Source organism: Burkholderia sp. 22088, from assembly GCF_052045915.1.
GTDB classification, from domain to species: Bacteria; Pseudomonadota; Gammaproteobacteria; order Burkholderiales; family Burkholderiaceae; genus Burkholderia; species Burkholderia cepacia.
This window is the reverse complement of sequence record NZ_JBQEPY010000031.1, coordinates 25043-47654: the sequence shown is the minus strand read 5'-3', so window position 1 is coordinate 47654 and position 22612 is coordinate 25043. Positions and strand designations below refer to the sequence as shown.

The window sequence follows — 22612 nt, the reverse complement described above, 5'->3', positions numbered from 1 at the left end:
GCATTTTCCTTCAAGATTTTTGTTAATTCGGTGTTTACACTCAGTCCACATTTTGAGACTTTGCGCCCGGCCGGCAGCGCTGGACGGGTGTGCATTCCCGCCCTGGTGAACGGCCGTGTTCACATGGCGGTCATCGTGGGGAACCTGGAGGCGGCCATGATCCAGATCGGGACGTTGTCGGTGGATTTCGAGCAGCGTGACATTCGCCACCACGGCGCGTCGCTGCGTATCGGCGCACGCGCGCTTGACATACTTGAAGTGCTGCATCGCGCCAACGGTTCCGTCGTGTCGAAGGACGACATCATGGATGCCGTGTGGCCGGGCCTGATCGTCGAGGAAAACCGGTTGCAGGTTCACGTCGCGACGCTGCGCAAGGCGCTGGGCGCGGACCGCGACCTGATCAAGACGGTGCCGGGCCGCGGCTACCTGCTGATCGCGCCTCCCGCCGTCGCGCACGAGCCCGCGCCGCGCGCGGCCGCGTTGCCGGCCGATCCCGTCGCGGCGGCCCGCCCGGTTTCGCTCGTCGGGCGTCAGGCGGAGATCGGGCAGATCGTCGACATGATCGAGCGCGCACCGGTCGTCACGCTCGTCGGGGCGGGCGGCATCGGCAAGACGAGCCTGGCCGGCCGCGTCGCCCACGAGCTGCGCGAGCGGTCCGGCGAACGCGTGCTGTTCGTCGCGCTCGCGAGCGCCGCGACGCGCGACGACGTGCTGCTCGCGATCGCCGCGGAACTCGGCCTCGAGACCGACGGCGTGCCGGGCATCGACCGGATCGCCGGAGCGTTCGCCGCATCGCCGGCCCTGATCGTGCTCGACAACGCGGAACACGTCGTCGATCTGGTGGCCGATCTCGTCGATACGCTGACGTCGCGCGCGCCGTCGCTGCGCGTGCTCGCGACGAGCCGCGAACCCCTGCATATCTCGGCCGAAGCCGTGTTTCGCGTGAGCCCGCTGGCGGTGCCGGACAGCGACGCGCCGCTCGACGAGATCGTGCGTCATTCGGCCGTCGAGCTGTTCCTCGCGCGGATCCGCGCCGCCACGCCCGACTGCGCGGTCGATGCGGCCGGCATCCGGCTGATCGGCGACATCTGCCGGCGCCTGGACGGGCTGCCGCTCGCGATCGAGCTGGCTGCCGCGCGCGTCGCGACGCTCGGGCTCGAGGCCGTCGCCGCGCGTCTGGACGACCGGCTGAACCTGCTGACCGGCGGGCTGCGATCGGCGCTGCCGCGCCACCAGACGTTGCGGGCGACGTTCGACTGGAGCTACGTGCTGCTGGATGCGGCCGCGCGCGCGCTGTTTCGCCGGATGGCGTGCTTCACCGGCCCGTTCACGTTCGATGCCGCGCGCGAGGTCGCGATGGATCCCGGGATGTCGGCCGCCGAGACGATCGCGGTGCTCGGCGAACTGGTCGCGAAGTCGCTGGTGACCGTCGAGTTCCACGGCGCGCACGCGCGTTACCGGTTAACGGAATCGACGCGCGCGTATGCGCTCGAGAAACTGCGCAACGAAGGCGAATTCGACCTCGTCGCCGAGCGTCATGCGTGCTACGAGCGCGAGCAGGGGGAGGCGCGAATGCAGGCGCCGGCGCCGGCCGCGGATCTCGCGAGCCCGCGTGTCGCCGCGGACGCACCGGCGCCGGCGCCGCGCGAGCCCGTCGCGGTCGAGCCGCGAGGGCACGAAGCGGACGCACTGGCGCTCGCGTTGCTGGAACCGGCGCGGATGCGCGAATGCGCGCATCCGGCGCGGCGGGCGCTCGACGCGATCGAGGCCGCTGGAACCGGCGATACCGGCGGCATCGACGCGGCACGCGAGCTGCGTCTGCGCGCCGCTTATGCGACGGCGCTGCTGCATACCGACGGCGATACGCACGCGGCGGCCGCGATGTGGGATCGGACGCTCGTGCTCGCGGGCCGGATCGGCGACGAGGCGTTCGACGCGTGCGCGCTGGTCGGGCTGTGGAACACGATGCTGACGCGCTCCGACATCCACGAATCGCTGCGCTACGCGACGCGCTTCGAGCGCGCGGCCGAACGGCGCGGCGACCGGCCGCAGCGGCTGCTGGCGAACGCGATGGTCGCGACGTCGCTGCATTACTTCGGCGAACACGCGCAGGCCCGCGAGCGGCTGGAGGCCGCGACCGCCGGGCTGGCCGTGGCCGGCGAGCCGTCCTGCGCGGAAGCCGCGCTCGGGGTCGACGTCGCGACGCTCGGCCGCACGATGCTGATGCGGCTCGTCTGGATGCAGGGCGATCCGGAATACGCGATGCGGCTGGCCGCGCAGGCGGTCGAATCCGCGCGCCGCACCGGGTCGGGGCTGGCGCTGTGCGTCGTGCTCGGCGCCGCGGCCGTGCCGATCGCGCTGCGCTACGGCGATCACGACGTGATTTCCGACTATCTCGGCACGCTGCGCTCGACCGCGGAGGCGAACGGGTTCGACATCTGGCTCAGCCACGCGGAAGGCCTCGCCGGGCAGTTCGACATGCAGGCCGGGCATCCCGGCGCCGGTCTCGCGCGGCTCGAACCCGCGCTGCGGCGCATCGAGGCGAGCGGGTTCCGGCGCCTGCTCGCGCCGCTGGTCGTCGCGTACGCGGAAGGGCTGACGCGCACCGGCCGCGCGGCCGAGGCATGCGTGAAACTCGACGCGACGCTCGCGCGCTGCCGCGCGCACGGCGAGCACCTGTTCGTGCCGGAACTGCTGCGCGTCCGGGGGCTCGCGATGCTCGAGCAGGCCCGCACCGCGGAGCCCGATGCCGCGCTCGCGTACGAAGTCGAAGGGCACCGGCATCTGCTGACCGGGATCCATACCGCGAACGGGCAAGGCGCCGCGATGTGGGCGCTGCGCGGCACGCTCGATCTCGCCGATCACCTGATCGAGCGCGGGCGGACGGGCCAGGCGTCGTCGCTGGTGGCGAACCTGTCGGGGCATTTCGACCCGCAATCGCGCGCGTTCGACGTGCGCCGGCTCGCGCGTCTGCAGAACTTCGTGCGCCCGGAGCCGGCACTGCCGGCGGGCCGGTCGCGCATGCGGCACGAGGCGGCGGATGCGATGCAGCAGGTGGCGTAACGGCATGCCCGGTTCGCGCAGGACGACACCGCGCCATCGCGCCGCGGCCCGTCGGTCCGATCGTTCAATGTTCAAGGGGGAGTGGATGGTCCGTGTATCGTCGAACCGGAGGCAGGCGGCAGGCGGCCGCGTGCCGGCTCACGGCACAAGCGGAGGGCATGACGGTGCTTAGGGCGACGGCATCCGCCGCGGCGGCGGACCTCATCGTATGCAACGGCAAGATCGCGACGCAGGACGACCGGCAGTCGTTCGTGACCGCGCTCGCCGTGAAGGACGGCCGGATCCTCGCGGCCGGCAGCGGGCACGACGTGATGCGGCATGCGCATGCCGGCACGCAGTGCATCGACCTGAACGGCCGCACCGTGATCCCGGGGCTGAACGATTCGCACCTGCACATGATCCGCGGCGGCCTGAACTTCAACCTGGAACTGCGCTGGGACGGCGTGCCGACGCTGGCCGACGCGCTCGCGATGCTGCGTCGCCAGGTGCTGCGCACGCCCGCGCCGCACTGGGTGCGCGTGGTCGGCGGCTGGACCGAATTCCAGTTCGCCGAAAAGCGCGGGCCGACGGCGGCCGAACTGAACGAGATCGCGCCCGACACGCCGGTCTTCATCATGCACCTGGGCGACAGCGCGCTGCTGAACGCGGCCGCGCTGCGCGCGATCGGCTACGGCCGCGACACGTCGAACCCGCCCGGCGGCGAGATCCAGCGCGATCGCCTCGGCCGGCCGACCGGCCTGCTGATCGCGCGCCCGGACATGGCCGTGCTGCACGAGGCGCTCGAACGGGCCCCGAAGCTCGGCCACGACGACCAGATGAATTCGATGCGGCATTTCATGCGCGAGCTGAACCGGCTCGGCGTGACGAGCGCGATCGACGCGGGCGGCGATTTCCAGGCCTTTCCGGATGACTACGGCGCGATCCTGGCACTCGCGCGGCGCGGCGAAATGACCGTGCGCGTCGCGTACAGCCTGTTCGTGCAGCATGCGGGGCGGGAGCTCGACGACTACGCGCGCTGGGTGACGCTCGCGAAACCCGGCGACGGCGACGCGTTCCTGCGGATGAACGGCGCCGGCGAGCTGCTGGTGTATTCGGCCGCCGATTTCGGCAATTTTCTCGAACCGCGCCCCGATCTGCCGGCGGCACTGGAGGCCGAACTGGCCGCGGTGGTGCGGCTGCTGGTGCGGCACCGCTGGCCGTTCCGGCTGCATGCGACCTACGACGAATCGATCGGCCGCTTCCTGAACGTGCTCGAAGCCGTGAACCGCGAGACGCCGTTCGACGGCCTGCGCTGGTTCTTCGATCACTGCGAGACGATCACCGATGCGAACATCGCGCGCATTGCCGCGCTCGGCGGCGGCGTGACGGTCCAGCACCGGATGGCGTTCCAGGGCGAGTACTTCATCGCGCGTTACGGCGCGCAAGCCGCGATGCGCACGCCGCCGATCCGCGCGATGCTGGCGGCCGGGCTGCCGGTCGGCGCGGGCACCGACGCAACGCGCATCGCGAGCTACAACCCGTTCGTGTCGCTGTACTGGATGGTGTCGGGGCGCACGGTCGGCGGCACGGCGCTGTATCCGGAGCGCAACCGGCTCGGCCGGATGGAAGCGCTGCGCTGCTATACGGTCGGCAGCGCGTGGTTTTCCGGCGAGGACGACTGCAAGGGCGCGCTGGTGCCCGGCCACTACGCCGATTTCGCGGTGCTGACGGACGACTACTTCACGATCGACGAAGCGCGGATCACGTCGCTGTCGTCGGTGCTGACGGTCGTCGGCGGCAGGATCGTGCATGCGGACGACGAGTTCGCGTCGCTCGCACCGCCGCCGCCGGCGGTCAGCCCCGCGTGGTCGCCGGTCGCCGAATTCGGCGGTGCGGGCCGGCGTCGTTCGGCCGAGTCGGCTTCGCTGCGCGCCGCGGCCGGCGCGGGCCTGCTGGCGGCCGGTGCCGCGCGCGGGCTCGGGCGCACGTTCGTGCAGCGCCTGCACGCGGCCGCGATGGAAACCGCCGAGCAGTGCGAAGCATCGTGTTACCCCGGTTTCGCGTACTAGGCCGACGCCGTACCGGCCGCCGGCGAGCCCGCGCCGGCTGCGTCGGCGCGGGCCGCGCGAGGCATGGACAATTTTCCGCCCCCGGCGAGGGGCAGAAGGAGACGAGATGAGTTCTGCGCACACGTGCGCGTCGGCCGACGACGAAGTCGCCGGTGTCCGCATTCCGCGGACGCCGATGGCGATCGAAGCGGCCGAAGCAGCCCGCGCGTCGCTGCCGCGGGCGATCACCGGGCATGCGAGCCGGGTGTTCGTGCTTGCGTCGCTGGCCGCGCAGCGTGCCGGCGAGACCTGCGATGCCGATGCGCTGTACGTGGCCGCGATGTACGCGAACATGGGACTGAGCACCGCGTATGGCCGCTCGGCCGCGCGCTACGAGCTCGACAGCGCCGATGCCGCCGATACGTTCCTGCTGCGCCACCAGACGTCGCAGCGCCTGCGCGACGACGTGTGGCACGCGATCGCGCTGCATACGACGCCCGGCGTGGCCGCGCGCGTGTCGCCGCTCGCGCGCGTGCTGGCGGCCGCCGTCTCGACCGACCTGATGGCCACCGATTTCGACGCGTATTCGGCCGACGAGCGGCGCGCGCTGCTCGCCGCCTACCCGCGCGGCGAAGGCTTCGGCGACGCGTTCCTCGATGCGGTCGCGCGCGGCGTCGCGCACCGGCCGGCGTCGACGTTCGGCACCTGGAGCGCCGACGTGCTCGAACGCGCCGATCCGGATTTCCACCGGCTGAATTTCTGCGGGCGCGTGCTCGGCGCACGCTGGCAGGACGCCTGACGGCGTCCTGCGGGTTCCGGCTGACTCCGGCGGCGTGAGCCGGGTGCACAGGCGCTCGCGCGCCTGCGCACCCGGGCGCTTACGCACTCACGCCCGCCGCGTCGTGACGCGCATAGTCGGCGTAGCCCGCGCGGTCGCCGCCGTACCAGCCGACTGCCTTCGGCGCGGCGAGCGGTGCATTCGCCGCAAGGCGTTCGACCAGATCGGGGTTCGCGATGTACGCCCGCGCGAACGCGACGAGATCGGCGTCGCCCGCGTCGATCAGCGCGTTCGCTGCATCCGGCGCGATGCCGCCGTTGACGATCAGCGTGCCGCCGAAATGCTTGCGCGTGTTCGCGACGATGCGCGGCAGGTCGGGCTCGCCGCTCCAGCCGTTGGTGTCCGCCGCGTGCACATAGGCGACGCCTGCTTCGTCGAGCATGCGGCCGACGTACGCGTACGTCGTATCCGGATCCGCGTCACGCACGTTGTTGTATTTCGCGTACGGCGAGATGCGCACGCCCACGCGGCTGAGCGGCATCACGGCGCCGACGGCGTCGACGATCTCCTCAAGGAAGCGCGCGCGGTTCGCGACCGAGCCGCCGTATCGGTCGTCGCGGCGGTTCAGCGTCGACGACAGGAACTGGTGCGGCAGGTAGCCGTTGGCCGCGTGGATCTCGACGCCGTCGAAGCCGGCCGCCATCGCGCGTACGGCCGCGTCGCGGAATTCGTCGACCGTGTCGGCCACCTCGTCCGTCGTCATCGCGCGCGACGGCGTCGCGTGAATCTTCGTGTAATAGCCGTTCTGCAACTGCGCCCACACCTGCAACTGCTCGAGATCGTCGTTCACGCCGGACGGCGACAGCGGCGCGTCGCCGCCGAGCAGCGTCAGCGAGCTCACGCGGCCGCCGTGCCACAGCTGCGCGAAGATCCGGCCGCCGTTCGCATGCACGGCGTCGGTGACCTGCTTCCAGCCGGCCGCCTGCTCGTCGGTGACGAGCCCCGGCGTCAGTTCGAACGCGGCGGAAGCCGGGCTGACGTTGGTCGCCTCGGTCACGATCAGGCCGGCGGACGCGCGCTGCGCGTAGTACTCGGCCATCAGTTCGGTCGGCTGGCCGCGCGACGGCGCGCGCGAGCGCGTCATCGGCCCCATCACGACACGGTTGGGAAGCGGCAGGCCGCGCAGGTCGTAGTGGCTGAGCAGGGAAGACATGATGGATTCCTTTTTGTGTGAGGCAGGGCGGCGCCGCGTGTCGCGTGGTGGCGACCGGTCAGGCGGCGGGCCCTGCGGAAAGTTCGGGAAAGAAAGACGGGGGTAACGTGCCGGCAGCGTTCCGGCGCGCGAGCGGCCCGGAGGGCGCCGCGCGTGAACCGGTGCCGGCGCCGGTTCAGGACTGGGCGTGGCGTCGTGCGTGCGGACGCCCGATCGCGAGGTAGTGGGCGAGCGCGACGACCGGGAACGCGCCGGCCACCGCGGCCACGAGCGGCCAGCCGCCGTGTTCGTACAGCGGGCTCGCGAGCGCGGAGCCGATCGCGCCGCCGACGAAGATGCTCGTCATGTACAGCGCGTTCAGCCGGTTGCGGCTTGCCGCGTGCAGCGCATAGATCTCGCGCTGGCCGAGCACCATGTTCATCTGCACCGCGAAGTCGAGCACGATGCCGGTGACGACGAGGCCGTACAGGCCGGCGCCGTGGATCAGCGCGACCGCGTACGACAGCGCGCCGGCGACCAGCGCGATCAGCGTCGCCCGCACGCCGTGGCCGGCATCGGCGAGGCGGCCGGCGACCGGGGCCGACGTCGCGCCGATCGCCCCGACCAGCGCGAACAGGCCGATGGCCGATTGCGACAGGCCGTAGTGGCGCGTGAGTTCGACCGGCACGGCGGTCCAGAACAGGCTGAACGACGCGAACATCAGGCCCTGGTAGAACGCGCGATGGCGCAGCACCGGCATCGTGCGGACCAGGTGCAGCAGCGAGCCGATCAGCTCGAAATAGGTCGCGCGGTGATCGGGCTGGCGCGACGGGATCGTCAGCGCGAGCACGGCGGTCACGAGCGTCATCAGCACCGCGGCGGCCGCGAACACGAAGCGCCAGCCGAACGCGTCGGCCACCACGCTCGACAGCGGGCGGGCGAGCAGGATGCCGAGCAGTAGCCCGCCCATGATCGTGCCGACCACGCGGCCGCGCGAATGATCGGGCGCGAGGTGCGCGGCGAGCGGCACCAGGATCTGCACCGCGACCGAGCTGAAGCCGATCAGCAGCGAGATCGCGAGGAACAGCCCGGGCGTCTGCACGACGGCCGCCGCCGCGAGGCTCGCGATCGACACGACGGCCGTGACGATCATCAGCTTGCGGTTCTCGAGCAGGTCGCCGAGCGGCACGATGAAGAACAGGCCGAACGCATAGCCGATCTGCGTCAGCGACACGATCAGGCTCGCGGTTGCGCCGGACATGTGCAGGCTGGGCGCGATGAGTTCGGTGATCGGCTGTGCGTAGTACAGGTTCGCGACGATCGCGCCGCAACTGAACGCGAACAGCAGGATGAGGCCCTGCGTGAGCTTGGCTGCGTGCCCGTGGGCCGCGAGCGGGGTGGATTCTGCTGACATGGTCGACTCCTTCGAAAGAGATGTCGGGTGCCCGGTCGTCGGGCGGGCGTGATGGGATACGGGTGTTCGGTTGTTCCGGTGTTCACCGCGGCGAAACGCAAGCCGCCGCATTGCCGTCAAGGTTATTGATCGAGCGATAACAAGGGAATACGGCCGGCGCGCAATCGAGCTTTGCGTGCCACGCAAAGGGGTCGGAGCGCGTGCGGATTCATGTGAGGGGGCGAGGCCGAGACCGGTCGCGAGCCGCATGCCGGCGAGGGCGAGGGCGGCCGCTGCGACGCGGCGCGTGCGCAAACGCGGGGTCGAGGACATCGAAAACGTCCTGGACGGACGGGCCGGCGGTCGCGATCGTCATGTCGGGCCTCTCGAAACGGGCCTCCGGCGCGGATATCGCGGATCGCAAGGCCCCTGAGAGCAGTCTGGATCGGGCGGACTGAATAGTCCTAAACCGCGTCTTAATTCACTTGATCGATGCGGTGCGCGCGCGGGCGCGGCCGCGCGGTTTCAGCGACGGGCATCGACGGCGGGCGTCAGCGGCGCTGCCCCTGCAGCGTCGGAATCTGCGCGAACAGCCCGGCGAGCCAGTCGACGAACACCTTGAGCTTGACGGGCGTATGCCGGTTGGGCGGATACAGGATCGAGATCGGCCGCGGCGGCGTGTTGAAATCGGTCAGCACCTCGCGCAGGCGCCCCGATTGCAGGTACGGCTCGACCAGGTACAGCGAGGTCTTGATCAGGCCGATGCCGGCGAGGCCGCATGCGATGTAGGTGTCGGCATCGTTGACCGCGACGGTGCCGCACATCTGCATGATGCGCGTTTCGCCATCAACCACGTAGTCCCACGGCCGCGGCCGGCCCGTATCGGCCGACATGTGGCTGACCGCGATGTGCTGCGTGAGATCGTCGACGGTTTCGGGTGCGCCGCAGCGCTCGAGATACGCGGGCGCCGCGCACGTGCAGGTGGTCAGGCTGCCGATCCGTTTCGCGACCAGCCCCGAGTCGTCGAGCGCACCGATGCGCACGACGCAATCGACGCCTTCACCGACGAGGTCGATTTGCCGGTCGGTCACGCCGAGTTCGACCGAGATGCCCGGATGCGCGGCGAGAAACTCGGGCAGCGCGGGCACCATGATCTGCTTGGCCATCGCCGGCGGCAGGTTCACCTTCAGGCGGCCGCGCGGCACGTTGCGCGCCTGCGAGACGGCCGCCTCCATGTCGTCGATCTCGCGCAGCACGCCGATGCAGCGCTCGTAGTAGGCCTGTCCGTCCTCGGTCAGCGAGATCCGGCGGGTGGTGCGGTTCAGCAGCCGGCAGCCGAGATGCTGTTCGAGCGTGCTCAGCAGCGCGGAGACGCGCGGCGTCGTCAGCCCGGTCGTGTCGGACGCGCGCGTGAAGCTGCCCGTTTCGACGATGCGCGTGAACACGCGCATCGAAAGCAAGGTATCCATCGTTCGGAAATCTCCAGCCTGTTCGTTGCCTGCGCCGGTGCATGCCGGCGCGGCTTTTATGTCGGGGTACCGCCGCTACGCGTCGATGCGCTTCCTGAGCCCGTCGCCCGCGAACGGCATTTCGCGCATCCGCTGGCCCGTCGCATCGAAAATCGCGTTGGCCAGCGCGCCCGCGGTCGGCCCCATCGACGCCTCGGCCGCGCCGAGGAACGGCGCGCCCGGGCGGTTGATCAGGTGCACCTTGATGCTTTGCGGTGCCGTGCCGAAACGCAGGATCGGGTAGCTGCTCCAGTCGAAGCTGCGGATGCGCTGCGTATCGTATTTCAGCGCCTCGTACAGTGTCCAGCTCGCGGCCTGCACGATGCCGCCTTCGATCTGGTTGCGGATGCCGTCCGGCGACACGACCTGGCCCGCGTCGACGGCCACTTCCGCGCGCTCGAGCGTCACGTGGCCGGTTTCCGGCACGACCGTGATCTCGACCGCCATCGCGACGTAGGCCATCAGGTTCTTGTATTTGCCGAACGCGAAACCGACGCCGCGGTTGCGTTCGCGCGGCGGCCGGGGCCAGCCGAATTTCGTCGCGGCGAGCTTGATCACCTGGCTCGCGCGGTGATCCTGCAAGTGCCGCAGCCGGAATTCGACCGGATCGACGCCGGCGGCGTGCGCGAGCTCGTCCATGAAGCTCTCGATCGCCCACACGTTGGTGTGCGCGCCGAGCGAGCGCATCGCCGAGGTCTGCAGCGGCATCGTCGGCGAGAAGTTGTTGACGATGTGCATGGTCGGCAGTGCGTACAGCGGGATCGCGTTGCGATCGCCGCCGCCCTCGGGCTGCAGCATCGGCGTCGACGGCGCGGGCACGAACGGCGGCTCGAGCATCCGCGCGGGCAGCAGCCGGCCCGCATTGACGATCCGTTCGTTGTGCGAGCTGCTCCACAGCGCGTAGTTCCAGTCGACGATATGGCCGCTCGCGTCGAGCGACGCGCTGAGCTCGGTGACCATCGCGGGCGTGAAGTGGTCCCACGTATGTTCCTGCTCGCGCATCCATTGCACGCGGATCGGCTTGCCGGGCAGCGCCGCAGCGATCAGTGCCGCGTGCGCGGCCACGTCGTCCGCACCGTTGTGCCCGTAGCAGCCGGAACCCTCGGTGTGGATGCAGCGCACGCTCGCCTTCGGCATCGACAGCATCTCGGCGAGCGCGTCGCGCAGCGGATACACACCCTGCGAGTGGGTCCACACGGTCAGCATGCCGTTCTCGAGATGCGCGACCGAGCACGACGGCCCGATCGAGCCGTGCAGCAGGTAGTTCTTCAGGAACGTCGCGGACAGCGTCTTCGTGGCCGGCGCGGTGTTGCCCTTCGTGTTCGCGATCTCGATGCGCTGCGTCGCGATCCGCTTCAGGTCCTGGTGCACGGTGCCGCGCTCGGGCAGCGCGCGGCCGGGCGACCAGCGGCTGCCGGCGGCCAGCGCGCGCTGCGCGACGACCGCCTGCCATTCGCCCTGCGCGACGACCGCGAGCATGCTGCCGTTGCGCACGATCCGCACGACACCGGGCATCTTCAGGATCGCGGCTTCGTCGAACGACAGCAGCTTCGCGTCGTACACGGGCGGCATCACGACACGCGCGTGCAGCATGCCGGGCAGCTCCATGTCCTGCACGTAGCTGACGCCGCCCGTGACCTTGTTCGGAATGTCCACGCGCGGCAGCGACGTGCCGATCACCGAGAACGTGGCCGGCGGCTTCAGCGGCGACGTCGGCGTCGCGTTGCGGTGCAGGTCGACCGTGCGCACCGCGTCGCCGTAGCGCATCGTGCGGCCGTCCGGCGCCTTGATCACCGCGTCGGCGACGGTAAGCGTGCGCGCCTCGACGCCAAACTGTTTCGCCGCGCCGTCGACCAGCAGCCCGCGCACCTGCGCGGCCGCGTTCAGCAACGCGGAGCCGCTGTCGGCCATCGTGTGGCTGCCGGCCGTCAGGCCCTCGTCCGGCGACGCGCCGGTGTCGGCCGTCAGGAACGTGATCAGCGAGGGCTTCATGTTCAGCTCCTCGGCCGCCACCTGCAGCAGCGCGGTCCGCACGCCGGTGCCGAGCTCCACCTTGCCGGTGAACACGGTGACCTTGCCGTCGGGCGTGATCCTGATCCATGCGTCCAGCAGCGGGTTGGTCTTCAGGCTACCGGCCAGCGTTTCGGTCGCCTTGGCGACGTGAACGGCGGCGCCTTCGTCCGCGATCACGAGCTGCGCGGCGGCACGCGTGACCGGCGCGAGGCTGAACGCGACGAAGAGCGCGCCGGAAACCATGAAGTGCCGGCGGCTTTCGTCGATGTCGTCGGGTGGGTTCATCAGAGTCCCTTGCTGATCATGACGGGCGCGGCGGCCGGCTCCGGGTCGGGCAGGCCGGCGACCTGGCGGATCGCCGCCAGGATCCGCATGTGCGTGCCGCAGCGGCACAGGTTCGGTTCCATCTGGGTGCGCAGTTCGTGTTCGGTGGGTTTCGGGTTGCGCTCAAGCAGCGCCTGCGCGCGCATGATCATGCCCGCGATGCAATACCCGCACTGCGCGGCCTGGTGATCGATGAACGCCTGCTGCAGCTTGCCCGGATGCCCGGCGGTGCCGAGGCTTTCGAGGGTCCGCACGCGGCGCTCGCCGAGCGCGGACACCGGAATCAGGCACGAGAACATCGGCTTGTCGTCGACGATCACGGTGCATGCGCCGCATTGCCCGAGGCCGCAGCCGAACTTCGCGCCGTGCAGGTGCAGGTCGTTGCGCAGCGCGTACAGCAGCGGCGTGGACGGATCGATGTCGAGCGTGTGCCGCACGCCGTTGACGGTGAGGGTGATCATCGCGCGCTGTCCTCCTTTCTGAGCTTCGCGGCCAGGGTGTCGACGCCGCTCCACGCGGGACGATCGGAATACGTTTCCCGCAGGTACGCGGCGAGGTCCGCGATCTGCGCGTCGTCGTACTGGTCGATGAACGACGGCATGTAGTTCAGCGTGTCTTCGCCCTGCCAGCCGATCCCGTTGAACATCATCTGGATCGCGTTGCGCGGCGTATCGGCGGCGACGGCCGTGCTGAACGCGAGCGTCGGCCGCTCGCCGATCGACTGCATCGGCGCTGCCGGCCCGTGGCACTGCGCGCACGACGCCTGGAACAGCACCGCGCCGCGCTGGCCGGCGGGCGTCGTCGGGCCGTGTCCGGCACCGGCCGTCGCGGGCCGGGCGGGCGCCGGCTTCTGGATCGACAGGATGTACGCGGCGATCGCCTCGACGTCCTCCTGCGGCACGGTCGCGAGATCGCGCGTGACGGGCAGCATCGGGCCGGCCGCCGCGCCGTGCTCGCTCGCGCGGCCGGTGCGCAGGTAGGTGACGAGCTGGGCCTGCGTCCACGGCTTGACCGCGCTGCCGAGCGCATTGAGCGGCGGCGCCTCCCAGCCGTCGACGATGCCGCCGTCGAACGCCTTGCCGGCCTGTTCGCCGCCGATCGCATTGAGCGGCGAATGGCACGACGCGCAGTGCCCGAGGCCGTCGACGAGCAGCTTGCCGCGATTCCATTGCGCGGATTGCGACGGGTCGGGCCGGTACGCGCCTTCGCGCAGGAACAGCACGTTCCAGAACGCGACCAGCGGCCGGAAGTTCAGCGGGAAGATCAGGTCGTTCGACGGAGTTTTCGTCCGCACCGGTTCGCGGGTCATCAGGTACGCATAGGCGGCCGTGATGTCGTCGTCGGACATCCGCGTGAAGTGGATGTACGGAAATGCCGGGTAGAGCGGATGGCCGTCGCGGGCGATCCCGCTGCGCAGCGCGCGTGCGAACGCGTCGCGCGACCAGCGGCCGATGCCGGTGTCGGCATCCGGCGTGATGTTGGTCGCGTAGATCGTGCCGAACGGCGTCGCGAGCGGCAGCCCGCCGGCGAACGGCTTGCCGTCGTTCGCGGTGTGGCACACGACGCAATCGCCGAGCGCGACCACGCGCGCACCGGCGCGAACGAGTTGCGGATCGAACGACGCGCGGGCGGGCGGATCGATCGGCGCGATCGACGGCTTGACCATGATGCCGATCGCGACCGCCAGGCCGACGACCGCGATGCCGGCCGCGCCGAACCAGAGTCGTTTGTGCTTCATGCGCGCTCCACGCGAACCGGTTCGCCGGCGATCGTTCGAGCGGCGGGGCAATGGCGCGGATGCCGGCCGCGCGCGACGGCGCGGTTTCGGCTGCCGCGGCACGCGGGGCAGGATGGAAGGTCGGGCTCGCGCGTGCCGGCGGCGGTCGTTCCGGTCGACGCGGCCGGATGACGGCGGCGCATCGCCGGGCGATCCGGCCATGGCGAGGCGGCCCGGTGGCAGCGGTTCGCGGCGGAGATCATGTCGTTGCTCCAGGTATGGGGAGGCCGCGCGGGCAATGGCGCAATCGCGTCATCGTGTGCGAGGCGGATGATGGAGGGCAGTCTACGTGGGCGTCGGCGGCATTTCCTGAAACTGCGCTGAAACGTTCTGAACTCCGCCGCGACGCGGCCCGGCGCGGGCGCCGCCGTGTCAGCGCGGTGTGCCGAGGCCGAACGCCGCGGCCAGCTGCGGGCCCTTCTCGAGCAGCGACGTCACTTCGTCGCGCCGTCGCGCCGACCATTGCGCGAGGCGCGCGACGACGTCGGTCGCGTCCGCCGGCAGCGCTTCGGCGAGCGACACCGCATCGCTCGCGGCCTTCGACGTGCCCGATGCGGTATGCGGGCGCACGGTGCACGCCGCATCGCCGATCAGCGCGACGCGGCCATCGACGAACGCGGGGCTCAACGCGTCGAAGATCGCCTGGTTGAACGGCATGCGCGTCGCGTGCACCAGTTGCGCGAGCGGGGCCGGCAGGCGTTCGCCGGCGAGTTGCCGCAGCGTCGCGACGACGTCGTCGGCGAGCTGCCCCGGATGCACGGACGCGTGATGGACGTGGCCGGCCCGATCGGTCAGGTGGTGGCGCAGCGCGTCGCGATCGGCTTCGTTGCGATACCACAGCCAGTTGAAGCGGCGCGTGCCCGGCACGAGCGAGCCGTCGAGCGCGGGAATCAGGAACGCCATGAACAGCTCGCCCGGCGCCTTGTGCAGCGTCATGTTCTCGACCAGCGGCGCGATCGACGCGGCGTCGAAAGCCGCTTCGTCGACGATCCCGCGCCACGCGAGGTAACCGGCGAACGACGGCGCATAACCGGGAAAGAGCTGCGCGCGCAGGGTCGAGCCGGCCCCGTCGGCGGCGATCAGCACGTCCGCGCGGAGGCGTTCGTCGCCGAGGTGGACGTCGACGCCGTCGGCGTCCTGGTCGAAGCCGGTGACCGTGCGGCCGTACCGGATGCGCCCGTGCGGCAGCGTTTCGCACAGCGAGCGGTAGACGGCGTCCCACGACGAAAACGGCAGCATCTCGGGCTCGTCGCGCGTGACGATGCCGTCGCGATCGATCCAGCGCCGCCGGTGTGTCGGCACGCTGATCGCGTGGCGGCAATGCCGGCCATGCTGTTCGAGAAACGCCATCATCCGGCGCAACACGGCCACGCCGCCGCCCTGGCCGCGCAGCGGCGACGGCGAGCGTTCGCAGACCGTCACGTCGTGTCCGACGCAGTCGAGCGTCAGCGCGGCCGCGAGACCGGCGATCGATCCGCCTGCAATGACTATCTTCATCGTGGGTGACTCCGGTGTGCGGCCGATGGCGTGCGCCGCCGGCCAGGCGTCGTGATGCACGGCGCCGCGCGCCTGCGGCCACGGCTGCTGCGGATCTTGCCATGTCCGGCCGCGGGCTGCGCCGACGGTGCAAGCGCGGCGGGCAGGCCGCCGCGCGCCGGCCCGCTAGATCCGCAGCAGCTTGCCCGCATTGCCGCCGAGGATCATCGCGCGCTGCTGCGCGCTCAGGTCGACACGGTCGAGAAAGCGCACCGGCTGCTCGTAGCCCATGTCGAAACAGTAGTCGCTGCCGAGCACGAGCCGGTCCACGCCGACGTTCTCGATCAGGAAGTTCAGCACGGGGCCCGAATGCGACACCGTGTCGTAGCTGAAGCGCCGCAGGTAGCTGCTGGGCTTCTGCGCGAGCCGGCGCGTTTCGGGCCGCACGGTCCAGCCCGCGTCGAGGCGCCCGACGAGGATCGGCAGCGCGCCGCCCGCGTGCGGCAACGTGATTTCCAGCGTCGGGTAGCGGTCGAGCACGCCGCCGAGGATCAGGTGCGAGCCCGCGATCGCGGTATCGAACGGGTTGCCGAGCAGGTTGCTGAGGTAGAAATCGCCGAGCCGCGCGCCGCCGACCGTCTGCTGCGGATGCAGGAACACCGGCAGGCCCAACTGCTCGATGCGGGCGAACACGGGCGCGAACAGCGGATCGTCGAGATCGCGGTTGTCGATGTTGGTGCCCATGTACACGCCGCGCACGCCCGGCAATTGCGCGGCGCGTTCGAGTTCGTCGATCGCGTCGGCCGCGTTCAGCATCGGCAGCGTCGCGAGCACGACGAAGCGCGTCGGGTGCCGCTGGTAGACGCGCGACGCCGATGCATTCCAGTCGCGCGCGAGCTTCGCGTTGAACGGCCGGTCGCCCCAGTACGCCATCGGCACGCTGAGCGACAGCGCCTGCACGTCGACGCCGGACGCATCCATGTCCTTGAGCCGCGCGTCGACGTCGATGAACTTCATCGGCAGCGGGCCGAGGCCGCCGGCGGGCGTGCGGAACGTGAACGACGTGTCGTCGCACACGAACGAGCCGCCGAAGCGCTTGCCTTCGCCACCGACCAGGTCGCAGAAGCTCTCCGGGTAGTAATGCGCGTGGATGTCGATCGAGCGCGGCCGGTGCGGCGGCAACGCGGCCGGGGTGCCGGCGCTGCCGGCGGCCGACGCGGACTGTCCGGCGACGGCGGTGCCCGCGAACGCGGCAAGCGCGCCGAGCAGGCGGCGGCGTCCCGGCGACGGGCAGCAGGTGCAATTCAGCATGGTGTCTCTCATGGTGTATCGGGGGTGCGTGACGTGCGGTTCAGCCGCGTTGCGTGATGGTCGTGGTGGTGCCCGCCGTGAGGCCCATCTCGCACGCGACGAGTTGCGTGTCGAATTGCTGGCGTTCGCGTTGCGCACGCGCCGAGCGATCGGTGACGGAGAACAGGACGACGCCGGCGAAGGCCGCCGCCATCGAGAACAGCGCCGGGTATTCGTACGGATAGACCGCGTGCGCATGGCCCAGTACCTGGACCCACACGGTCGGGCTCAGCACGGTGAGCGTCACCGCGGTGGCGAGCCCGAGCAGGCCGCCCAGCACCGCGCCGCGCGTCGTCAGCCCGCGCCAGTAGATCGAGAGCAGCAGCACCGGGAAATTCGAGCTGGCCGCGATCGAAAACGTGAGGCTGACGATGAACGCGATGTTCTGCTTCTCGAACGCGATGCCGAGCAGGATCGCGAGCACGCCGAGCACGACGGTCGTGGCGCGCGCCACGCGCATTTCGTCCCGGTCGGACGCCTGCCCGCGCCGCAGCACGTTCGCGTAGAGGTCGTGCGAGATCGCCGACGAACCCGCGAGCGTGAGCCCGGCGACCACGGCCAGGATGGTCGAGAACGCGACCGCGCAGATGAAGCCGAGGAACACGTTGCCGCCGACCGCGTGCGCGAGGTGGATCGCCACCATGTTCGCGCCGCCGGCGATCGCGCCGGACGCGTCGTGGTACTGCGGGTCCGACGCGACGAGCGCGATGGTGCCGAAGCCGATGACGACGATCAGCACGTAGCCGGCGCCGACGATCCCGGTTGCGTAGAGGATGCTCTTGCGGGCCGCCTTGACGTCGCCGACCGTGAAGAAGCGCATCAGGATGTGCGGCAGGCCCGCGGTGCCGAAGATCAGCGCGAGGCCGAGCGACACGGCCGAGACCGGATCGGACACCAGCCCGCCAGGGCGCATGATCGCCGCGTGTTTCGGGTGAACGAGAATCGCCTGCGCGAACAGCGCGTCGAGGCTGAAGCCGAAACGGCTCAGCACCATGATCGCCATGAACGCCGCGCCGGCGAGCAGCAGCACGGCCTTGATGATCTGGATCCAGGTGGTGGCCAGCATCCCGCCGAAGAACACGTAGACGACCATCAGCACGCCGACGATCAGCACCGCGACCGTGTAGTTCAGGCCGAACAGCAGTTCGACCAGCTTGCCCGCGCCGACCATCTGCGACACGAGATACAGCAGCACGATGACGATCGAGCTCGACGCCGCGAACGCGCGGATCGGCCGTTGCCGCAGGCGATACGACACGACGTCGGCGAGCGTGTACTTGCCGAGGTTGCGCAGCGGCTCGGCGATCAGGAACAGGATGATCGGCCAGCTCGCGAGAAACCCGACCGAATAGATCAGCCCGTCGTAGCCGCTCGTGAACACCAGCGCGGAGATGCCGAGCAGCGACGCGGCCGACATGTAGTCGCCGGCGATCGCCCAGCCGTTCTGGAACGCGGTGATCTTGCCGCCCGCCGCGTAGTGGTCGGCCACGCTGTGGTTCTTGCGCGCGGCCCAGCGCGTGATGAAGAGCGTCGACGCGACGAACACGACGAACATGCCGATCGCGACCGGATTGTGCCCGTGCGCGAGCGCGGCGGGGCCGGCCGCGAACGCCGGTGCACAGCTGCAAGCGGCGAGCAGTGCGGGGAGCAGGCGTTTCATGATGCGTCTCCGTGGCGAAGGGCCGCGACGACCGTGTCGTGCACCGCATTGGCGCGGAACACGTAAAGCGCGACCAGCGCGAACGTTGCGACGAACATGCCGAACCCGACCGGGATGCCCCACGGAGTCGGCCGGCCCGGCACGATCGGCGCGCCGAGCAGCGTCGGCGAAAACGCCAGCGTCAGGATGAACGCGAAATAGAGGGCGAGCATGACGAACGTCAGCGACCAGGCGAACAGCCTTCTGCGCCGGACGTGTTCGCGAAAGCGGGCATCGCGCAGCAGCGGATGCGTGGCATGTGACGGTGCGGCCGGTTCGGGCGCGGTGCCGGCGGTAGCCGAAAGCGGGTGGTTCACGGTGTCTCCTTCTCGTCTGGAATGGCCTGGCATGGCTTGGCTTGGCGACGGGCGCCGTGCGTGCTCAGAAATGCGGCGGAACGGCGGTTTCCCGCATCACGACTTCCGGCGTGCGATAGCGCTCGGCCATTTCGCGCTCGGTGTCGTTCTTCAGTTGCGCCTGCATGTAGGCGCCGAGGTGACGCGCGTGCTCCACGATCGCCGCGCCGAATGCCGTGCGCGTCTCGCTGTATTCGCACAGCGCGTCGAGCGTGTCGGCGCGTTTGGCGAGTGCCGTGACGAGCGCGAGGGCATCGCCAGCGGCCTTCGTGACGCCCATCCCGCAATGCGGCCGCGCGACGAACGCGGCGTCGCCGAGCAGCGCGATCCGGCCGAACGCCATGTTCGGCACTTCGAGGTCGTAGATCGGCTGGAACAGCGGCTGCGTCGCGCGCGCGACGACCTCGGCGAACTGCGGCGCCAGCAGCGCGTGCGCGGCGTCTTCCATGTCGTCGAGCACCTCGCGCCGGATCAGCGTCGGCGGAATGCCGCCCGCCCACAGCTTGCCGGTCGCGTCGGTCAGCAGGTTCGGCAGGTCGGTCTCCTCGCGGGTCGCGCGATACCACACGAAGTTGTAGCGGCGCTCGCCCGGCTTCGTGCTGTTGCCCTGGCCGGCGACCGGATAACCGAGGATCTGTTCGTGCGGCGGCAGGCCGAACGCGAAATTCCCGAACAGCGTCGCGTGGGTGGACTCCGACAGCCCGGGTTCGTCGACCAGCCCGCGCCACGCGACGTAGCCCGCATATTGCAGCCGCGCGTCCGGCAGGAATTTCTCGCGGATCGCCGAGCGGAAGCCGTCGGCCGCGATGACGAGGTCGGCATGCACGACCGAGCCGTCGGCGAGCGTGACCGACGCGTGCCCGGGGCCGTCCGCGACGTCGGTGACGACCGCGCCCGCGCGGTAATGCTGGTCGGGCAGCGCCGCGCGCAGCACGTGGTACATCTTGCTCCAGGCGGTGAGCGTCTGCGGCATCCGGCGTTCCGATACGACGGTGCCGTCGCGGCCCAGCGTGATCCGCGACTCGACCTTCACGCCGATCGACGCGTCGATGCGCACGCCCGCGGCGCGCATCACGTCGAACAGTTCGGGGTGCGTGACGATCCCGGCGCCGCGGCCCGACAGCGCGTCGGGCACCCGTTCGAACACGTCCACGTCCCAGCCGTTGCGCAGCAGGAGATTCGCGGCAAACAGGCCGCCCAGCGAGCCGCCGACGATCGCGGCGCGGCGTTTGGTCGAAGTGCCGTGGTTCATGTCAGTCTCCGTGTGCTTGCGAGCCGCCGGCCGGTACGGCGGCGGGCAGTGCCAACCCCGCGACTTCGGCGGCGGGGAAGTTGAGTTCGATCGTCACGCCGGACGGGTCCTCGATGAACACCTGGTGCAGCCCGAGGCTCGGCACGGTGCGATCGCGCCACGCGACGTGTTCGGCGCGCAGCGTGTCCCACATCGCCTCGACGCCGGTCGCGAGGAATGCGATGTGGTCGACCGTGCCGGTGCCCGACGCCGGCAGCGTCTTGTCGCCGAGGTAGGCCGCGAGCCCGTCCGGGTTGGCCGGGTCGACGCCGATGATGTGGACCGTGCCGTAATCGCTTTCGTCGCCGCCCTTGTAGAGCCATGCGCCGGGAAAATCGAACGGCGGCCGGTAGCCGCGTTTGAAGCCGAGCACACGTTCGTAGAACCGGCACGATCGCTCGAGATCGAGCGTGCGGATCGAGTAGTGCGCGAGTCTGGATACCGTCATGACGAACCTCTTGTTTATCGATAGATAAGTTATCGTTCGATAAATACTAGTCGAAAAAAGCGGCGAGAAGAAGCCGCGATCGAACCGTGTATACCCTCGGTCGAAAACGGTGCCGGATAGAGGTGCGCGGCGGGTTACGGCGTGATTTCGCCGGCCATCACGTCGTCCGCATAGCACCAGACCCAGCGCTCGCCGGGCTCGATCGAACGGGCGAGCGGGTGTGTCGTTTCATGAAAATGCCGGCTGGCGTGACGGTTCGGCGACGAGTCGCAACAGCCGACATGCCCGCAGCTCAGGCACAGGCGCAAATGCACCCATCGGCTGCCGGACTTCACGCATTCCTCGCAGTAGTCCTTGTCGGTGTTCAGGATGCGCGCTTCACCGAGATGGGTGCAGGTCGTGGCCATCTGTCGCTCCGATGCCGGCGCCGGGGGGCGCTCGCAGCGCGGCCGGCGCGAAGCTGCGAGCGGGGGAAACCCGATTCATTGTGGACGGCGCGCATCGCGCGCGGACCTTAATTCTTATGAAATGCGGCGGCCGCGGCGGCGATGACGACGTACAGTCACGCGTACGGCCGGCGCGGGAGCCGGCCGGGATCCGACACGCGGTCACCGGGAGACGCTCATGGCGCAGTCGCAGCATGTCAAGGTCATCGGCCTGCCTCACAGCAAGGAGGCCTACGCGATCCGCGACTTCCTGAAGCGCGGCGTGGTCGAGTACGAATGGTGCGAGCTGACGTCCGACACCGATTGCGTGCGCGAGCTGGGCATCGCGCCGCTGCGCGACGTCCGGCTGCCGGTGGTCGTGTTTCCGGACGGCACGTGCATCTACCAGCCGACGCTGCCGGAGATCGCCGCGAAGCTCGGCTGGGTCTCCCGGCCGCGCTTCATCGAGTACGACGTCTCGATTTACGGCGCCGGCCCGGCCGGCCTGTCGGCGGCCGTCTATGCGGCGTCCGAGGGGCTGCGGGCCGTCGTGATCGAACGCGACGCGATCGGCGGGCAGGCGGGCACGAGTTCGCTGATCGAGAACTACATGGGCTTTCCGGACGGCATCCCGGGCGCCGAGCTGGCGGAACGCGCGCGCCAGCAGGCGGTGAAGTTTGGCGTCGAGTTGCTGATGATGCGCGAGGGCGTGCATGCGACGTTCGTCGACGGCAAGATCCGCGTCGACATGGCCGACGGCTCGATCCTGACCGCGCGCTCGAACATCTGCGCGACGGGGATCGAATACCGCAGTCTCGGCCTGCCCGACGAATCGAGGTTTCTCAACGCGGGCCTGTACTACGGCGCGGGATCGAGCGAAGCGCCGATGTGCGAGGGCAAGCACGTGTTCATCGTCGGCGGCGGCAATTCGGCCGGGCAGGCCGTGATGAACTTCGCGCGGCACGCGCGCGAAGTCACGATGATCGTCCGGGGCGCGTCGCTCGCGGCGACGCTGTCGCGCTATCTGATCGACCGGATCGAGCGCATGCCGAACGTGACGGTACGCTACGGCACGACCGTCGACGCACTGCAGGGCGACGGCCGGCTCGAGGCGATCGTGCTGCGCACGGAAGACGGCGCGCGCGACGTGCTGCCGGCCACGCACCTGTTCGTCTGCATCGGCGGCGCGCCGAACACCGAATGGGCGCGCGACACCGACATCATCCGCAATCCAGGCGGCTACCTGGTGACGGGCAGCGACCTGTACGACTGTCCGGACTTCGCGCGCGTGTGGCCGCTCGAGCGCCGGCCGTACTACCTGGAAACCAGCGTGCCCGGCTCGTTCGCGGCGGGCGACGTCCGTTCGGGGTCGGTCAAGCGGGTGGCGTCGGCGGTCGGCGAAGGGGCGATGGCCGTGACGTTCGTGCACCGGTTCCTCGGCGAGGACGCGCACCGCCCGAGCGGAACCTGAATCGCGCGGCGCGGGTGCCGG

Annotated in this window: 18 protein-coding genes; 4 read left to right on the top strand and 14 right to left on the bottom strand. The window is 70.1% G+C overall.

From position 1 onward, the window contains the following. The first annotated feature begins 156 nt into the window (after nucleotides 1-156). From ACTJLD_RS39675 to ACTJLD_RS39665, 3 genes are all read left to right on the top strand, one after another. Nucleotides 157-3063, top strand: coding sequence for an ATP-binding protein (locus ACTJLD_RS39675; protein WP_440661551.1), 2907 nt, complete (start codon nucleotides 157-159; stop codon nucleotides 3061-3063). Nucleotides 3064-3221: 158 nt separating this feature from the next. Beyond that, on the top strand, nucleotides 3222-5111 hold the full coding sequence (locus ACTJLD_RS39670) for an amidohydrolase (protein WP_440661549.1): 1890 nt from the start codon (nucleotides 3222-3224) through the stop codon (nucleotides 5109-5111). Nucleotides 5112-5217: 106 nt separating this feature from the next. Continuing rightward, complete coding sequence (locus ACTJLD_RS39665; RefSeq protein ID WP_021158258.1) at nucleotides 5218-5889, top strand: hypothetical protein; 672 nt, start codon at nucleotides 5218-5220, stop codon at nucleotides 5887-5889. Nucleotides 5890-5968: 79 nt separating this feature from the next. On the opposite strand, the gene ACTJLD_RS39660 is transcribed toward ACTJLD_RS39665, so the two are convergent. The 14 genes from ACTJLD_RS39660 to ACTJLD_RS39595 all read right to left on the bottom strand — a co-directional run bounded on the left by ACTJLD_RS39660 (nucleotide 5969) and on the right by ACTJLD_RS39595 (nucleotide 21102). Further along, nucleotides 5969-7081, bottom strand: coding sequence for an alkene reductase (locus ACTJLD_RS39660; RefSeq protein ID WP_440661548.1), 1113 nt, complete (start codon nucleotides 7079-7081; stop codon nucleotides 5969-5971). Between the two features lie 175 nt (nucleotides 7082-7256). Beyond that, nucleotides 7257-8474: an MFS transporter gene (locus ACTJLD_RS39655; RefSeq protein ID WP_027792620.1), complete on the bottom strand. Its 1218-nt coding sequence runs from the start codon at nucleotides 8472-8474 to the stop codon at nucleotides 7257-7259. 530 nt (nucleotides 8475-9004) lie between these two features. Further along, nucleotides 9005-9922, bottom strand: coding sequence for a LysR family transcriptional regulator (locus ACTJLD_RS39650; RefSeq protein ID WP_059693325.1), 918 nt, complete (start codon nucleotides 9920-9922; stop codon nucleotides 9005-9007). A gap of 75 nt (nucleotides 9923-9997) precedes the next feature. Next, nucleotides 9998-12259 carry a xanthine dehydrogenase family protein molybdopterin-binding subunit gene (locus tag ACTJLD_RS39645; protein WP_124840936.1) on the bottom strand — a complete coding sequence of 754 codons (2262 nt, stop codon included), beginning with the start codon at nucleotides 12257-12259 and terminating at the stop codon, nucleotides 9998-10000. Next, entirely contained in the window at nucleotides 12259-12759 is a 501-nt protein-coding gene (locus tag ACTJLD_RS39640) for a (2Fe-2S)-binding protein (RefSeq protein WP_027792623.1), read from the bottom strand. The genes ACTJLD_RS39645 and ACTJLD_RS39640 overlap by 1 nt, the downstream gene beginning before the upstream one ends. Beyond that, nucleotides 12756-14036 carry a c-type cytochrome gene (locus ACTJLD_RS39635; protein ID WP_440661545.1) on the bottom strand — a complete coding sequence of 427 codons (1281 nt, stop codon included), beginning with the start codon at nucleotides 14034-14036 and terminating at the stop codon, nucleotides 12756-12758. Before ACTJLD_RS39635 ends, ACTJLD_RS39640 begins: the two co-directional genes overlap by 4 nt. Beyond that, nucleotides 14033-14278 carry a hypothetical protein gene (locus ACTJLD_RS39630; RefSeq protein WP_174394010.1) on the bottom strand — a complete coding sequence of 82 codons (246 nt, stop codon included), beginning with the start codon at nucleotides 14276-14278 and terminating at the stop codon, nucleotides 14033-14035. Before ACTJLD_RS39630 ends, ACTJLD_RS39635 begins: the two co-directional genes overlap by 4 nt. A gap of 169 nt (nucleotides 14279-14447) precedes the next feature. Continuing rightward, nucleotides 14448-15572, bottom strand: coding sequence for an FAD binding domain-containing protein (locus ACTJLD_RS39625; RefSeq protein ID WP_440661544.1), 1125 nt, complete (start codon nucleotides 15570-15572; stop codon nucleotides 14448-14450). 165 nt (nucleotides 15573-15737) lie between these two features. Then, nucleotides 15738-16874 (bottom strand): amidohydrolase family protein, encoded by a 1137-nt coding sequence (locus ACTJLD_RS39620; protein ID WP_230950879.1) that lies wholly within the window; start codon nucleotides 16872-16874, stop codon nucleotides 15738-15740. A 28-nt stretch (nucleotides 16875-16902) separates the two neighbouring features. Continuing rightward, nucleotides 16903-18561 (bottom strand): cation acetate symporter, encoded by a 1659-nt coding sequence (locus tag ACTJLD_RS39615; RefSeq protein ID WP_440661543.1) that lies wholly within the window; start codon nucleotides 18559-18561, stop codon nucleotides 16903-16905. Beyond that, the gene (locus ACTJLD_RS39610; RefSeq protein ID WP_136470685.1) at nucleotides 18558-18917 is read right to left on the bottom strand and encodes a DUF485 domain-containing protein; all 360 of its coding nucleotides are present in this window, start codon (nucleotides 18915-18917) and stop codon (nucleotides 18558-18560) included. The genes ACTJLD_RS39615 and ACTJLD_RS39610 overlap by 4 nt, the downstream gene beginning before the upstream one ends. A gap of 64 nt (nucleotides 18918-18981) precedes the next feature. Further along, nucleotides 18982-20208, bottom strand: a complete 1227-nt coding sequence (locus ACTJLD_RS39605) for an FAD binding domain-containing protein (RefSeq protein WP_440661541.1) — start codon at nucleotides 20206-20208, stop codon at nucleotides 18982-18984. A gap of 1 nt (nucleotide 20209) precedes the next feature. Continuing rightward, entirely contained in the window at nucleotides 20210-20695 is a 486-nt protein-coding gene (locus ACTJLD_RS39600; protein WP_124536271.1) for a VOC family protein, read from the bottom strand. Nucleotides 20696-20829: 134 nt separating this feature from the next. Beyond that, entirely contained in the window at nucleotides 20830-21102 is a 273-nt protein-coding gene (locus ACTJLD_RS39595) for a ubiquitin carboxyl-terminal hydrolase 14 (protein WP_027792630.1), read from the bottom strand. Nucleotides 21103-21319: 217 nt separating this feature from the next. Here ACTJLD_RS39595 and ACTJLD_RS39590 point away from each other — a divergent pair, with 217 nt between their 5' ends. Beyond that, on the top strand, nucleotides 21320-22591 hold the full coding sequence (locus ACTJLD_RS39590; RefSeq protein ID WP_060084575.1) for an NAD(P)/FAD-dependent oxidoreductase: 1272 nt from the start codon (nucleotides 21320-21322) through the stop codon (nucleotides 22589-22591). Nucleotides 22592-22612 lie beyond the last annotated feature (21 nt).